Source organism: Aeromicrobium changchenzhani, from assembly GCF_057586615.1.
This window is the reverse complement of record NZ_CM172480.1, coordinates 2,330,732-2,344,501: the sequence shown is the minus strand read 5'-3', so window position 1 is coordinate 2,344,501 and position 13,770 is coordinate 2,330,732. Positions and strand designations below refer to the sequence as shown.

Genomic DNA, 13,770 nt, shown 5'->3' with positions numbered 1-13,770 from the left:
ATCAGATTTCGGCGACGATGACGTCGAGCCGGTTGCCCTGTCGCTCGACGGTCCAGCCGATGTCCACGAGCGTGCTTTCGAGCTCGTCGGCTGTCGTCGGGTTCGCGCCGGCTTCCAACAGCGCTCGGACGATTCGGCCCTTCGTGGCTTTGTTGAAATGACTGACGACCTTGCGAGTGCCGTGATGTTCGTGGAGTACACGCATCGTCGCGGTCTGTGCGGCCAACGCTCCGGTGGGCTTGAAGAGGTTGACGTACATACCCGAACGCAGATCAATCAGTAAGCCCGTGCCGACGAGATCGGCCAGAACGGGGCCGAGCTTTTTGCGCCAAATTCCGGCGACCGGGCCGAGCTGCGGCAGCGTCACATCGCCAGACAAACGATATGCCGGAATGCGGTCCGAGGGACGCACTAACCCGAACAGAGCACTAGCGACCGCGATAGTTGAGTCGGCCCGTTTGCGTGCAATGTCATCGAGCGAGGCGAAATCAAGGGCCGTATACAAAACGCCGGAATAAACCTCATCCGCGCGCGCCGCCGGCCCAGCGCGCAGATTGGCATTGCGAGGCAGCGCATCGGCGAGCGTCTTGCCGAGCCCCAACCGCGCCATCGCACGCTTCTCGTTGCCAGCGCTGACGGCGATCAGGCTCGTGAGAATGCGCTCGCGAGTCGGATTGAGGGCACTAAGATCCAGTGTGTTCAAGTCGAGCGGCTCGCCCGCCACGGGGATCGTCTTACCTTCGGACGGCGGCAGCAAGATCAGCACGCCCTGAGCCTATCTTTCACCAGAGCAGTGATGTCCAGCCCCATAGAATGACCGTGCACAGCGTGACGATGATCGGGGTTGTTGCTAACCCCAGCGCATGGAATTGGCGGAGTGATGACAACTCCCGCCCAGCCGACTGACGCCACAACAAATTGGCCAATGAACCGATCACGGTCAAGTTGGCGCCGACGTTGACACCGATGAGCAGCGCCAGTACGCCGGCGGGCCCGGCCAGCGTCGCTGCGGGCAACAACAGTAACGTCGCCGGAATGTTATTGACGACATTGGCAACAACCATTGCGATCAGCGCGATCGAAAGAAGTGCGCCGAGCCCCGCTGTCGTCGGCAACAGATCGCCGACCCAATCGCCCACGACTGTCGAACTCAAATACGAGACGACAAGTGCCCAGACGAACACGAACGCGGCAAGCGGAAGGTTAGCCGCTTCCAATAATTCGGACCATGTTGTGCTGCCGCGCAGCAATGCATAGCTGCCGATCAGGATCGCGCCGGCCGCAGCCGGTATGACGGGGGTCGCGCCGCTGGTGAGACCAAATAACACGACGATCACTACCGCGAATGGGAACAGCGGTATCGCCGGAGCGGTGCGGGGCTGTGGTTCATACGATGCAGCCAACTCGTCGCGGAACCACCATCGCAGCGCCACATACTCGAGCCCGATCGCCGCGATCCAGACCGGAAACATGGCGCGTGCGAAGCCAACGAAAGTCAGACCGGTCGCGGCGAAGGCCAGCAGGTTGGTCAGATTCGAGATCGGCAGCAGCGTTGATGCAGAGTTGGCGAGGCGAACCGAGACGAAGGCAAAAGAGCGTTGCGGGGGTGCAGTTGATGCGGCAAGCAGAACTGGAGTGAGCAGAACGACGGTCGTGTCCAGGCTGAGGACGGCCGTGACACCGGCTGCAAAAATTATGCAGAACATCAACGCCCGCACCCGTGAGCCACCCGAGAATCGATCGAGCTGTCCGCCGAGCGCAACGAACAACCCTTCGGCGGCGCAGGCGCGCGCAAAGACCATGATGGCGATCAGAAATCCGATGATCTCGGCGAGCGACCGGGCGTCGTGTGTCACTGGTTGAGCGTACATACCGGTAGAGTGACGCCAAGCGAATGAGTCGGCCGGGCAGCCGCGTTGGATTTCGGTCCACCGAGGAAAGTCCGGACTCCGTAGAGCAACGGTGGTGGCCAACAGCCACCCACGGTGACGTGCGGGACAGTGCCACAGAAATTAGACCGCCAGCGGCTTTCGCCCGATCAGCAGCGAGCTTGCTCGCTCGTGGAGAGGGTGAAAGTGCGGGTGAGGGTGAAACGGTGGGGTAAGAGCCCACCAGCGTTCCAGGTGACTGGGACGGCTAGGTAAACCCCACTGGGAGCAAGACCAAGATGGAGGCTTCGGCTTCTGCGCTGACGGGCTGCTCGTCCAATGTCAGCGGGTAGGTTGCACGAGCGGCACAGCAATGTGTCGCCTAGATAGATGGCTGCCCGGGCCAAAGATTAAATTCAGCGGCCCGACAAAATCCGGCTTATAGGCCGACTCATTCGCCCCGCCGCTATTCAGCCGGTGCAGACGCCCACCTGAGACTGGCCACGTCCGGTATAGGACGACACGCGATGGCCGTCCACGTAAATCGTGCAGGTGATGTAAGTCGCTGCTCCCAACACTTGGAACGCGACTTGAGCGAGTGGGCGTTGGCCCCGAATCTGGAGGCGTTTGGACCAGTCCGACTTTCCGGTGGGAGTAACGCGATACTTTCCCTTCGGCGTTACGTAGCCGAATACATAGAGTGGACCGTCGGACTCGGCAACGAGTCTAACGTCGTGGACGTCCGACGTGCTGCCGCTGCCGAGGGTTATGGAGTTGCTGTCGCCAGCTCCCAAGAAGCCGTTGGCCCCTCCCAGACCTTCGGCAGGCCCGTCGCTTGCCGCTGTCCCGAGGTCTGGGAAAGGGTCGTAGTCTCGCCCGAAGCCGGGCTCAGCTGTTTGGGTTGCCGGCTTGTCGGCGCCGCCGGAAATGATCATGAACGTCGCAACGAGCGCAACGCACGCTGCGAACGCGGTGAACGCCAAAATAACGCGGTCTCGAGTGGCTTTGGGAAGTTTCATTGGCTGTCTTTCATCGAGCCGGAAACGGTCAGTATCTCGGCGCCGTCATCGGTCACCAGGAGCGTGTGCTCAAACTGAGCGGTGCGGCTCTTGTCCTTCGTCGTGACGGTCCAACCGTCCTCCCACATGTCCCAGTCGGCGGTGCCGAGCGTCAACATCGGCTCGATCGTGAACGTCATACCGGGCTTGATGACGGTGTCAAAACTCGGATCGTCATAGTGCGGGATGATCAAACCGTCATGGAACGCGGGCCCGACGCCATGACCGGTGAAATCGCGCACGACGCCGTAGCCGAAGCGTTTGGCGTAGGACTCGATTACCCGCCCGATCACATTGATCTGACGGCCCGGTTTGACCGCGCGAATCGCGCGCATCGTCGCCTCGTGGGTGCGCTCGACCAACAGCCGCGATTGCTCGTCGACGTTGCCGACCAGATAGGTCTTGTTGGTGTCGCCATGAACATCGCCGATGTATGCAGTGATGTCGATGTTGACGATGTCGCCGTCTTCGAGTGGTCGATCGTCGGGGATCCCATGGCAGATCACCTCGTTGACGCTGCTGCACAAGGACTTGGGATACCCGCGATAACCCAGGGTCGACGGGTAGGCGCCATTGGCGACGATGAACTCATGGCCGACCCGGTCGAGCTCGTCGGTCGTGACGCCGGGCGCGATCGCCGCCTCGACCGCATCCAGCGCGCGCGCCGCGATTCGGCTGGCGATCCGGATCTTGGCGATCATTTCAGCATCACGTACGAGCGACCCTTTGTACGGCAAGGGTGCGGTCTGGCCGACGTACTCCGGACGGTCGATCGAATGGGGCACGGGGCGTTCGGGGGATAGGACTCCAGCGATCAATTCACTCACGAAGGCAGTCTATGCGGTCGCCGTGAGGCACTATGGAGACCATGAGTGACAAGTACTACTACTGTCTGACCCATCGAGCCGTCGAGAGCAAGGATGGTTGCAAGGCGGCCGACCGGTTGGGCCCCTACGATTCGGCAGACGAGGCATCACATGCCCTGAGGATTGCGGAGGAGCGGACCAAGACCTGGGATGAAGATCCCGGCTGGAATGACACTGAGCCCGCCAGCGATGCCGCGCCCGAACAACCGGCTGAATGAGTCTTAACCACCAGCGCCGGCTTCGGTTGGAACGGTCCGGGCCATGGATCGGCGTTGCGGGACTCTTCGTGGTCCTCTGGATCTCGATCTCGACTGTTCTGTATGCCCCGTGGTGGGGCGTCCTTCTAGCCCTGCTGCTGTTGCTGCCGCAGTCGATGCTGATGGCCGCATGGGCGCGCTCTCGCCCAGCGTGGTGTATTTGGATTCCGCCGGTAGGAGTCCTGGTGTGGTTTGTGCTCGTGCTGTCCGGCGTCGAATGGTGGAACTGGCACGTCTGACTAGCGTGTTCGGGGAGGCTTAGCTTTCGAACGAGTGCTGGGGCTCAGGGAACGCGCCGCCCTTGACCTCTGCCACGTAGGACTGTGCTGCTTCCAGCATAATCGCGTGCAGGTCGGCATAGCGCTTGACGAAACGGGGCGCTTTGCCGGTGCGCAGGCCCATCATGTCCTGCCATACCAACACCTGGGCATCGCAATCGATACCGGCGCCGATACCGACGGTGGGTATGCGCAGCGCTTTCGTGACCTCGGCAGCAACTGGTGCCGGCACCATCTCCATGACTACCGCGAATGCTCCGGCAGCCTCCAATGCCTTGGCTTCCTCAATCATCTGCGCGGCACCATCACCACGGCCTTGGACGCGGTAGCCGCCGAGGTTGTGTTCGGACTGTGGAGTGAAGCCGATATGGGCGCAAACCGGGATGCCAGAATCGGTGAGAAGTTTGACCTGCGGGACGACGGCGAGGCCGCCCTCAAGCTTGACGGCATGCGCGCCGGCTTCCTTCATGAAGCGCACCGCGGTATGAAATGCCTGTTCCGGCGACGCCTGATATGAGCCAAACGGCAGGTCAGCCAACACGAGCGCACGTGTCGCCGAACGGGACACTGCCCGCACGAGCGGGATAAGTTCATCGACCGTCACCGGTAGTGACGTCTCATTAGCGAACACATTATTCGAGGCGGAATCACCGACAAGTAGAACCTCGACGCCCGCCTCATCGAACGTCGCAGCCGCGTACTGGTCGTACGCGGTGAGCATCGTCCACTTCTGCCCTTGGTCTTTCAGCGACTGGAGATGATGGGTTCGAATACGCTTGATCGGGGTGGCCGGCGCAGGTCCGCTGCCGTAGGGTGCAGTCTCTTCGCTCATGATGTTCCTCCGCTTCTCGCAGCTCCCATGATGGAGTCCACGGACTGCTCAAGCGTTGCACAGAATGCGGGCCGTCGCCCTGTGATCTGTCGCACGTGGGACGGTCAGAGCGACTCGCGCCAGCGGTTGGTGATCGGTACGCGCCAATCGCGACCGAAGTTGCGACCTGAAACTTTCGGACCCGGCGGATACTGTCGCCGCTTGTATTCGGCGCGATCGATCAGGGCGATAACCCGCTCCACGATCGCCGGGTCGAACCCAGCCGCGACAATTTCTTTCGAGCCATGATTCTGGTTCACATACCGTTCGACAATCGCATCGAGGATCTCGTAGGGCGGAAGCGAATCGCTGTCGAGTTGGCCCGGCCGGAGTTCGGCGCTCGGCGGTTTCGTGATCGTGGCCGGGGGGATCGGCGGGGTCTCGCCGATGGCGACCGCAGACGCATTGCGCCAGGTGGATAACTCCCACACAAGTGTCTTCGGTACGTCCTTAAGTGGTGCGTAGCCGCCGACCGCATCGCCATAGATCGTTGAATAGCCGACCGCCAGCTCAGACTTGTTGCCGCAGGCCAGAACAAGATGGCCGTGCTGATTGGACAGCGCCATCCAAATCACAGCACGTATGCGAGCCTGCAGATTTTCGACCGCGAGACCATCGATTTCGAGCGTGTTGGTGAACACATCGACCATCGGGGCGATCGCGATGGTCTCGAAGTGGAGCCCGGTGCGTTCGGACAACTCGGCGGCATCGGTCTTGGAATGTTCGCTCGACCAGTCGCTGGGATTGGAAACGCCATAGACCTTGTCGGCGCCGATCGCGTCGCAGGCGATCGCGGCGACCAACGTCGAGTCGATGCCGCCCGAAACGCCCAACAAGACGGACTTGAAGCCGTTCTTGAGCACATAGTCGCGCAACCCCATCACAATGGCCGCATAGGTCTCGCCGAGATTGTCGAGGCGTTCGGTGATCGGCGGATTCGACAGTGGTGCGTATGCCGGCAGCGGCTCGGCCGAGATGACGTGACGTTCGATCCGGAACCCACCGATCAGGATGTCAGGATCGGGCATCGGCGCAGTGGCCGCGGGCAGCTCCAGATCGGTGATCAGTAACTCTTCGGTGAACTGCCCGGCGCGTGCGAGGATCGCGCCGTCCTTGTCGACGATGATCGAATCGCCCTCGAACACGAGGTCGTCCTGGCCCCCGGTCATGTTGACGTAGGCCAGCGCGCATTCACCCTCACGGGCGCGACGGGCGCATAGGTCGTAGCGGGCATCATCCTTATTGCTGGCATACGGCGAACCGTTGATGACCAGCAGCAATGCCGACTCAGCGGCGTCGACAGCGGCGCTGGGCCCGTCCTGCCAAATGTCCTCGCAGATTACCAAGCCGATGTCGATGCCATGGATCTGGAGAATCTGCATCGAGTTGCCGGGCACGAACCAGCGGAACTCGTCGAACACGCCGTAATTGGGCAGGTGATGCTTGAAATAACGGGTAACGATTTTGCCGCGATGGATGACCGCGCCAGCATTTGTCGGCGACCCCTTGGGAACCCCCAACCGGGGGACGGCGCCCGGCACCCGAACGAGGGAGGCAAACATAGCCACCCATCTCGCCGAGTCCCTCATTGTTGAGCTCGAGCGCCAACGTCTGGATTGCGGCGCGTGAGGCATCGACAAAGCTTGCCCGCAGTGCGAGGTCTTCGACGGGATAGCCGGTCAACATCATTTCGGGGAAGGCGACCACATGCGCGCCCTGATTATTTGCGTCACGCGCGTAGTTGAGGACCCTGGTGGCATTGCCGGAGATGTCACCCACCGTGGGGTTGATCTGCGCAAGTGCGAGTCGGAGTTGCGGCATGTGATGAGACTATCCGGCGTGTATGTCAGCCGAACAGGGCTGCATCGCGGCGCTCAGTCACGCCCGAGCAAGGCCGCCGTGTACTTCGCGGTCCACACTGCGGGCTGCCCGCCGGTATGGATGAAGATCGCCGCATCGGTCATCAACTCAGGCGGCCGCGTCAGGAGGGCAGCCATCGCTTTGCCGGTGTAGACCGGATCGAGTACGAGCCCTTCAGTCACGAGCGCGGTCGACACTGCTGCCGCAACCTCGGGCGTCACGACGCCATACGCCGGCCCGGTCCCGTCGATGATGTTGACCACCGGGATATTGGTGCTGCGTCCGGTGATGAGACCAGTGGCGAGTTCGGTGGCCGCGATCTTTAGATCTGTGCCGCCTTTGATCACATCGACGCCGAGCACAACCGGTCCGCCATGGATTGCGTGACCGGCGATCAAGCCGGCCTGTGTACCTCCGGTCGAGGAGGCGTGGACGATCGTCGCGTCACCCGTGCCTGCGGGCAGCTGCTTAATAATCTCCTCGTATGCCGTGAGGTAGCCGCGTGCGCCGACCGGGCTCGAGCCGCCGAGCGGGATGAAATAGGGCGTCTTGCCGCCGCCACGAAGCGAATCGACGAGGGCTCGTGCCATCGCCTCGAGACCGCCCCAGTCGTCACCGGGATACCACGTGATCTGTGCGCCGACGAGCTCATCGAGCACCAGATTGCCTTCGATCGGGCCCGGCTGCCCCATGAGTACGAGATGTACCTCAAGGCCGTGAATTCGTCCGAGGATCGCGGTGAGCCGGGCGTGATTGGACTGCGCTGCGCCGACTGTCACGAGCGTGTCGCAGCCCTGCTCCTCGGCATCGGCGATCAGGTGCTGAAGTTTGCGCACCTTGTTGCCGCCCATGCCCGGACCGATCAAATCATCGCGCTTGACCCACAGCCGTCGCAGACCGCACGCCTCGGCGAGCTGGGGGCATTCCTGAAGTGGGGTGGGAAGCAAGACGACCATGTTCGTGAAGTTAGCACTTGCGGGTCCGAAACACGGGTGAAACACACGTTGGGCACACTGGTGCCATGGGTAAGCAAGAAGACTTCGTGCTACGCGCACTCGAAGAGCGTGACGTCCGCTTCGTCCGCCTGTGGTTCACCGACGTACTCGGCTCCTTAAAATCGGTGGCGATTGCGCCGGCGGAACTTGAAGGCGCCTTCGCCGAGGGCATCGGTTTTGATGGCTCGGCGATCGAGGGCTTCGCCCGGGTGCACGAGTCGGACATGTTGGCCAAGCCCGATCCGGCGACGTTCCAGATCCTCCCGTGGCGTGGCGAGACGCCCGCAACCGCGCGCATGTTCTGCGACATCCTGATGCCCGACGGCAGTCCCTCCTATGCGGACCCGCGGCACGTACTCAAACGGACGCTCAAGAAGGGTGCTGACGCTGGCTTCACGTTCTACACCCATCCAGAGATCGAGTTCTTTTTGTTCAAGGGGAAGCCGGAGAAGGGCGGCCGACCCGTCCCGGTCGACGACAGCGGCTACTTTGACCACACTGCGCAGGGCGACAGCCAAGACTTCCGGCGTGAGGTCATCACGATGCTCGAAAGCATGGGCATTTCGGTCGAGTTCAGCCATCACGAGGGCGGGCCCGGCCAGCAGGAGATCGATCTTCGCTATGCCGACGCGTTGTCGACTGCGGACAACATCATGACGTTCCGCACGATCGTCCGCGAGGTGGCGCTGAGCCAGGGCAAGTGGGCCTCATTCATGCCCAAACCGTTCACCGAACACCCCGGCTCGGGGATGCATACCCACGTATCGCTCTTTGAGGGCGATGAGAATGCGTTCTACGAGGCTGGCGCCGAATATCAACTGTCGAGAACCGGTCGGGCATTCATCGCTGGGGTCCTGCACCACACGCCAGAGATCACCGCGGTCACAAATCAGTGGGTTAACTCCTACAAGCGGCTCGCCGGCGGCGGGGAAGCGCCCAATTATGTGTGCTGGGGCCACAACAACCGCTCCGCGCTCATCCGGGTCCCGATGTACAAACCACACAAGGGCCAGTCCGCCCGGATCGAGAACCGCGCGATTGACTCGGCCTGCAACCCCTATTTGGCCTTCTCGCTCGTGCTGGCTGCCGGGCTTAAAGGGATCGAGGGCAGTTATGAACTTCCGCCCGAGGCCGAAGACGATGTCTGGTCACTCAGCGAGAACGAACGCAAAGCACTTGGCATCGCGCCGCTGCCGCGCAATCTCGATGAGGCGATCCGAACGATGGAGTCCAGCGATCTGGTTGCCGAGACACTCGGCGAGCATGTCTTCGACTTCTTCCTACGCAACAAGCGTGCCGAGTGGAGCGACTACCGCACGCAGGTGACGCAGTTCGAGATCGATCGGCTCATGCCGGTCCTCTGAGCCAAGCGGTAGTGTCGCCTCGTGGCCCCTGACAGTCGACCGATTCCTCAAACGTTGGCGCGTAAGGGGTTCCGGTTCGTCGAGACGGCATCGCAGCAATTGGCGCGGTTGCCAGGGATTCCTGCCGAATTGGTCAACCAAATCGGTACGGTGGCCAGCCCTGACACGGCGTTGTCCTCGATCGAGTCGATCGCGGAGTCATACGGCGCGGATCGATTGTTCGCGCTGCTCGATGCCGATGTGCAGTTGCGCCAACGTTTGCTGATCGTGCTCGGCACGAGTGAGGCGCTTGGTGAATTCCTTGCCCGCCACCCCGAATATCTCACCGATCTTGGTGCCGATCAGCTGTCGACGACGGCGCTGCCGCTTGATGAACAGCGTCGCGAAGTCGGACACGCAAAGACCCCCGACGAGTTGCGGATCCACTATCGCCGCGGACTCTTGCACATTGCCGCACGCGACCTCAACGATTACACCTCGTTCGAGGAATCCTCGGCCGAACTGGCCGATCTCGCTGTGGCGACACTCGGTGCCGCACTGGCGCTCGCCCACGCCGAAACGGAGGACGCGCACCTGTGCCGGCTGGCGATCATGGCCATGGGCAAGACCGGCGGCCGCGAGCTCAACTACATCAGCGATGTTGACGTCATCTTCGTTTATGAGCCGGTCGCCGGCGCAGACGATCAGGATGCGGTGCGCGCAGCAACTCATTTGGCTGCCGCGACGATCCGAATCTGCGGGGAGCTCACCGCCGAAGGCACTATCTGGGAAGTGGACACTGGGCTGCGTCCCGAGGGCAAGTCCGGCCCGCTCGTGCGTACGTTGTCCAGCCACATCAACTACTACGAGCGGTGGGCGACGACCTGGGAGTTCCAGGCGCTGCTCAAAGCGCGCTTCGCGGCGGGCGACGCCGAACTCGGAAAAGCATATGTCGACGCGTTATCGCCGATGATCTGGAATGCCAGTGCGCGCGACAATTTCGTCGCCGACACACGGGCGATGCGACGGCGCGTGATCGACAATTTGCCGAGCGCCGAGCTGCACCGCCAGCTCAAACTCGGTCCAGGCGGCCTGCGTGATGTCGAATTCGCGGTCCAGCTTCTGCAACTCGTCCACGGCCGCGTTGATGTCGCGTTGCGCAGCCCCTCAACGCTGCCCGCGCTCCGTGCGCTCATTTCGGGCGGCTATGTCGGCCGCCGCGACGGCGCCGCGATGGAACGGGCGTATGAGTTCCTACGCACCCTTGAACATCGAATCCAGCTGTATCGGCTGCGCCGATCGCACGTCGTCCCCGATGACGAGGAAGATCTGCGTCGGATCGGTCGCAGCATGGGCTACCAGCGGGCACCGGGGGACAGTCTTGTCCGCGACTGGCAGGTGCATCGTCGTGAGGTTCGCCGCCTGCACGAGAAGTTGTTCTATCGCCCGCTGCTGGAAGCGGTGGCAGCGCTGCCGACTGAAGGGCTGCGACTCACTCCAGAGGCGGCCGAACAGCGACTCTTGGCGCTCGGTTACATCGATCCGGTCGGTGCGCTCGCGCACATCAAGGCACTGACCGCCGGCGTCTCGCGGCGTGCGTCGATCCAGCGTTCGCTGTTACCGGCGATGCTGTCGTGGTTCGCTGAATCGCCCAATTCGGACGGCGGATTGCTGGCGTTCCGCAAGATCTCCGAGAGTCTCGGTGACACGCACTGGTATCTGCGCAAGCTCCGCGATGAGGGCGAAGGCGCTGAACAGCTCGCCTACATTCTCTCCTCCAGCAAATATGTGTCCGACTTAATTTTGCGTGCCCCCGAAGCGGTGGCGATGCTGGGTGATGCCGACGAACTCGTACCGCGCAGCCGCGACGGCCTGATCAGCGAGATGAACAATGCCGCGAAGCGGCACACCGTTGCTGCCGATGCGATCCGAGCGGTCCGACGAATCCGTCGCCGTGAGCTGTCACGGATTGGTATGGCCGACATTCTCGGACATCTCGATGTTGGCGAGGTCGGCGAGGCATTGACCGATGTCGCAACTGGCGCTCTGTCGGCGGCGCTGATCGCGGCGATCAGCGCATTCGAGGCCGACAAGGGGCCGATGCCGACGCGGATGGCGATTGTCCTCATGGGCCGCCTCGGCAGCCATGAGATCGGCTACGGCTCCGATGCCGATGTGATGTTCGTGCATGATCCGCTGCCCGGCCCCGATGGCGGTGCGCCCGATGAGCAGGCTGCTGGCGAAGCTGCGCTCGCCGTGGCCCGCGAGCTCCGCAGGATGCTGGCTGCCTCGGGTGTCGACCCATCGCTTGAGGTGGATGCGGATCTGCGCCCCGAGGGCAACTCAGGCCCGCTCGTGCGCAGTATCAAGTCATATGCCGGCTATTACGAGCGCTGGTCGGCGGTCTGGGAGGCGCAAGCGCTGTTGCGCGCGGAGGCCATCGTGGGTGATGAAGAATTGTGCGCGAAGTTCACCGCGCTGATCGATCCGCTGCGCTGGCCAAGCGAAGGCATTTCCGATGTCGACGCGCGTGAGATTCGGCGCATCAAAGCACGGGTCGACTCCGAACGGCTGCCGCGCGGCGCCAATCCGGCCACCCATCTTAAACTCGGCCGTGGCGGCCTCGCAGATGTCGAATGGACCGTACAACTTCTGCAGATGCAGCATGCTCATGCCGTCGAGGGCCTACGTACAACCAAGACGCTCGACGCGCTGCATGCGGCTCGTGACGCGGGGTTGCTCGAGGCCGAGGACAGCGAATTGCTGGAGGCCGCGTGGCGGCTGGTAAGTAGGATTCGCAACGCGGTAGTTCTGTATCGGAGCAAACCAGCCGAATCGATGGTCGAACAGGCCGAAGATCGCGCTGGCGTCGCGCACCTCATGGGTTATGACGTCGACGAGGGGAGCAGGATGGTCGACGACTATCTGCGTACAACTCGTCAGGCCAGGCAAGTTGTTGAGCGGATCTTTTGGAATTGATCATCGCCGCCGCGTATCCGGTGTAGCGTCTTAGCGTGGGCATATGGATTCAGCGATTGAGCGTGATAGCGACCGCATTTATCGTGATGCTGGGCCTGACGTCTTATCAGTCGGCCAGTGCCGACGATGGCTCCGCGCCGATCAACACTGTGTTGCCGACGATCTCCGGAACGTCACAGTATGGTTCGGTCTTGATTGCAACAGCGGGGAGCTGGGGCCCCGATGGAGTGACCGTCAGTCGGCAGTGGCTCCGTGAAGGGACTCCCATTCCGGATGCGAAGGGCGCGAACTACACGATCGGGCTTCGCGACATCGGCAAGCGCCTGTCGGTGCGGGAAGTTGCTTCGCAGGCCGGCGGTCCGGTCGGAGTCGCGGAGTCGATCCGTACTGCCGCGGTGTCGAAGGCGCCGATCGCCAATACGAAGCGTCCGGTGATCTCTGGAACGCGGAAATTCCGCAAGACGCTCAAGACGACGACCGGTACCTGGTCAGTGCCCCGAACGACTTTCTCGTATCGGTGGTACCGAAATGGCGTCGCGATCTCCGGCGCGGTGAAACGGTCTCATGTGCTTGCACCAGCTGATGTTGGGAAGAAGATTTCCGTGCGCGTGACGGCTTCGAAGCCTGGTCATACCAGCGCAAAGACTTACTCAAATAAAACTGGCGCAATCCGTCACCTCAGGCCCCGTAAGAAGACGGTTACCTATCGGATCGTCACAAAAGGGAAGATCACCGCCAGCCTTTCAGCATTCCGTGCTGAAGCGAAGTCGACGCTCAACGATCCGCGCGGGTGGCGGGGCATGGGCGTGGCGTTCAAAGAGGTAAAGAAAGGCGGGTCATTCTCCCTTGTCCTGAGCCAGGCTTCGAAAGTTCCGAGTTATTCATCCGGCTGCAGTAGCGTCTACAGCTGCCGAGTTGGTCGCTATGTCATCATCAACCAAACGCGGTGGCTCCATGCCACCCCGACTTGGCGATCGGCCAAGGGATCGTTGCGGAACTACCGCCACATGGTCATCAATCATGAGGTTGGCCACTGGCTAGGCCACAATCACAGCAGTTGTGGTGGCAAAGGCCGCCTGGCGCCAGTGATGATGCAACAGTCCAAGGGACTCCACGGTTGCAAAATCAATCCATGGCCGAAAACAGGAGAACTTTCGTCCTCCCGCTTTCACATCAAAAAGCCCTGATTAATCGTCCTGGTTGTCGTCTGCGGCGGTCTTGGTTGCCTCGCGGATCTCGAAGATCTCGGTCGCGAACGAGCCAACCTCGGCAGTGATCTTGGCAATCGCATCGAACACGATGCCCGCGACCGCGCGGGTCGTTGTTAAGGCTGCTTCGGCGGACTGCTGCATGGCATCCTTCTTGATTTCGTGGCGACTCAGTGCCATCCGGGCG

13 protein-coding genes, 1 other RNA gene and 1 pseudogene are annotated in these 13,770 nt (G+C 61.9%); 6 read left to right on the top strand and 9 right to left on the bottom strand.

Annotated elements, in window-relative coordinates; all coding sequences use genetic code 11:
- Nucleotide 1 precedes the first annotated feature (1 nt).
- A complete protein-coding gene (locus tag AC2YB9_RS11860) occupies nt 2-766 on the bottom strand; it encodes a YaaA family protein (protein ID WP_487265553.1) in 765 nt (254 codons plus the stop codon).
- A 16-nt stretch (nt 767-782) separates the two neighbouring features.
- Nucleotides 783-1,856, bottom strand: coding sequence for an SLC13 family permease (locus AC2YB9_RS11855; RefSeq protein ID WP_487265552.1), 1,074 nt, complete (start codon nt 1,854-1,856; stop codon nt 783-785).
- A 39-nt stretch (nt 1,857-1,895) separates the two neighbouring features.
- Between AC2YB9_RS11855 and rnpB the strand changes: the two genes are divergently transcribed.
- Nucleotides 1,896-2,326, top strand: an RNA gene (gene rnpB / locus AC2YB9_RS11850) — RNase P RNA component class A.
- 12 nt (nt 2,327-2,338) lie between these two features.
- On the opposite strand, the gene AC2YB9_RS11845 is transcribed toward rnpB, so the two are convergent.
- Together AC2YB9_RS11845 and map are read right to left on the bottom strand one after the other, a co-directional pair.
- Nucleotides 2,339-2,887, bottom strand: a complete 549-nt coding sequence (locus tag AC2YB9_RS11845; RefSeq protein ID WP_487265551.1) for a hypothetical protein — start codon at nt 2,885-2,887, stop codon at nt 2,339-2,341.
- Nucleotides 2,884-3,753, bottom strand: coding sequence for a type I methionyl aminopeptidase (gene map / locus AC2YB9_RS11840; protein WP_487265550.1), 870 nt, complete (start codon nt 3,751-3,753; stop codon nt 2,884-2,886). The genes AC2YB9_RS11845 and map overlap by 4 nt, the downstream gene beginning before the upstream one ends.
- Nucleotides 3,754-3,794: 41 nt before the next feature.
- On the opposite strand from map, the gene AC2YB9_RS11835 reads away from it, so the two are divergent.
- The gene (locus tag AC2YB9_RS11835) at nt 3,795-4,010 is read left to right on the top strand and encodes a hypothetical protein (RefSeq protein ID WP_487265549.1); all 216 of its coding nucleotides are present in this window, start codon (nt 3,795-3,797) and stop codon (nt 4,008-4,010) included.
- Complete coding sequence (locus tag AC2YB9_RS11830; RefSeq protein ID WP_487265548.1) at nt 4,007-4,288, top strand: hypothetical protein; 282 nt, start codon at nt 4,007-4,009, stop codon at nt 4,286-4,288. The genes AC2YB9_RS11835 and AC2YB9_RS11830 overlap by 4 nt, the downstream gene beginning before the upstream one ends.
- A 19-nt stretch (nt 4,289-4,307) precedes the next feature.
- Here AC2YB9_RS11830 and panB read toward each other — a convergent pair whose 3' ends face one another.
- From panB to AC2YB9_RS11810, 4 genes and pseudogenes are all read right to left on the bottom strand, one after another.
- Entirely contained in the window at nt 4,308-5,159 is an 852-nt protein-coding gene (gene panB, locus AC2YB9_RS11825) for a 3-methyl-2-oxobutanoate hydroxymethyltransferase (protein ID WP_487265547.1), read from the bottom strand.
- A gap of 104 nt (nt 5,160-5,263) precedes the next feature.
- On the bottom strand, nt 5,264-6,760 hold the full coding sequence (locus AC2YB9_RS11820; RefSeq protein WP_487265546.1) for an NAD+ synthase: 1,497 nt from the start codon (nt 6,758-6,760) through the stop codon (nt 5,264-5,266).
- Nucleotides 6,761-6,860: 100 nt separating this feature from the next.
- Nucleotides 6,861-7,019, bottom strand: a pseudogene (locus AC2YB9_RS11815) (nitrilase-related carbon-nitrogen hydrolase); the annotation flags it as partial.
- A gap of 53 nt (nt 7,020-7,072) precedes the next feature.
- Nucleotides 7,073-8,014: a 1-aminocyclopropane-1-carboxylate deaminase/D-cysteine desulfhydrase gene (locus tag AC2YB9_RS11810; RefSeq protein ID WP_487265545.1), complete on the bottom strand. Its 942-nt coding sequence runs from the start codon at nt 8,012-8,014 to the stop codon at nt 7,073-7,075.
- Nucleotides 8,015-8,079: 65 nt separating this feature from the next.
- On the opposite strand from AC2YB9_RS11810, the gene AC2YB9_RS11805 reads away from it, so the two are divergent.
- Genes AC2YB9_RS11805 through AC2YB9_RS11795 form a run of 3 tightly spaced genes read left to right on the top strand, consistent with a single transcriptional unit; the run spans nt 8,080 to nt 13,562 of the window.
- Nucleotides 8,080-9,417, top strand: coding sequence for a glutamine synthetase family protein (locus AC2YB9_RS11805; RefSeq protein WP_487265544.1), 1,338 nt, complete (start codon nt 8,080-8,082; stop codon nt 9,415-9,417).
- Nucleotides 9,418-9,438: 21 nt separating this feature from the next.
- Nucleotides 9,439-12,375, top strand: coding sequence for a bifunctional [glutamine synthetase] adenylyltransferase/[glutamine synthetase]-adenylyl-L-tyrosine phosphorylase (locus tag AC2YB9_RS11800; protein ID WP_487265543.1), 2,937 nt, complete (start codon nt 9,439-9,441; stop codon nt 12,373-12,375).
- A gap of 35 nt (nt 12,376-12,410) precedes the next feature.
- Nucleotides 12,411-13,562, top strand: a complete 1,152-nt coding sequence (locus AC2YB9_RS11795) for a DUF3152 domain-containing protein (protein WP_487265542.1) — start codon at nt 12,411-12,413, stop codon at nt 13,560-13,562.
- Here AC2YB9_RS11795 and AC2YB9_RS11790 read toward each other — a convergent pair whose 3' ends face one another.
- The gene (locus AC2YB9_RS11790; protein WP_487265541.1) at nt 13,563-13,763 is read right to left on the bottom strand and encodes a hypothetical protein; all 201 of its coding nucleotides are present in this window, start codon (nt 13,761-13,763) and stop codon (nt 13,563-13,565) included. It abuts the gene before it with no gap.
- Nucleotides 13,764-13,770 lie beyond the last annotated feature (7 nt).

Coding starts and splice junctions, on each gene's coding strand:
- AC2YB9_RS11805 (WP_487265544.1), top strand. CDS start 8,080: ATGGGTAAGCAAGAAGACTTCGTGCTACGCGCACTCGAAGAGCGTGAC.
- AC2YB9_RS11790 (WP_487265541.1), bottom strand. CDS start 13,763: ATGGCACTGAGTCGCCACGAAATCAAGAAGGATGCCATGCAGCAGTCC.
- AC2YB9_RS11845 (WP_487265551.1), bottom strand. CDS start 2,887: ATGAAACTTCCCAAAGCCACTCGAGACCGCGTTATTTTGGCGTTCACC.
- AC2YB9_RS11820 (WP_487265546.1), bottom strand. CDS start 6,760: ATGTTTGCCTCCCTCGTTCGGGTGCCGGGCGCCGTCCCCCGGTTGGGG.
- AC2YB9_RS11835 (WP_487265549.1), top strand. CDS start 3,795: ATGAGTGACAAGTACTACTACTGTCTGACCCATCGAGCCGTCGAGAGC.
- AC2YB9_RS11810 (WP_487265545.1), bottom strand. CDS start 8,014: ATGGTCGTCTTGCTTCCCACCCCACTTCAGGAATGCCCCCAGCTCGCC.
- panB (WP_487265547.1), bottom strand. CDS start 5,159: ATGAGCGAAGAGACTGCACCCTACGGCAGCGGACCTGCGCCGGCCACC.
- AC2YB9_RS11830 (WP_487265548.1), top strand. CDS start 4,007: ATGAGTCTTAACCACCAGCGCCGGCTTCGGTTGGAACGGTCCGGGCCA.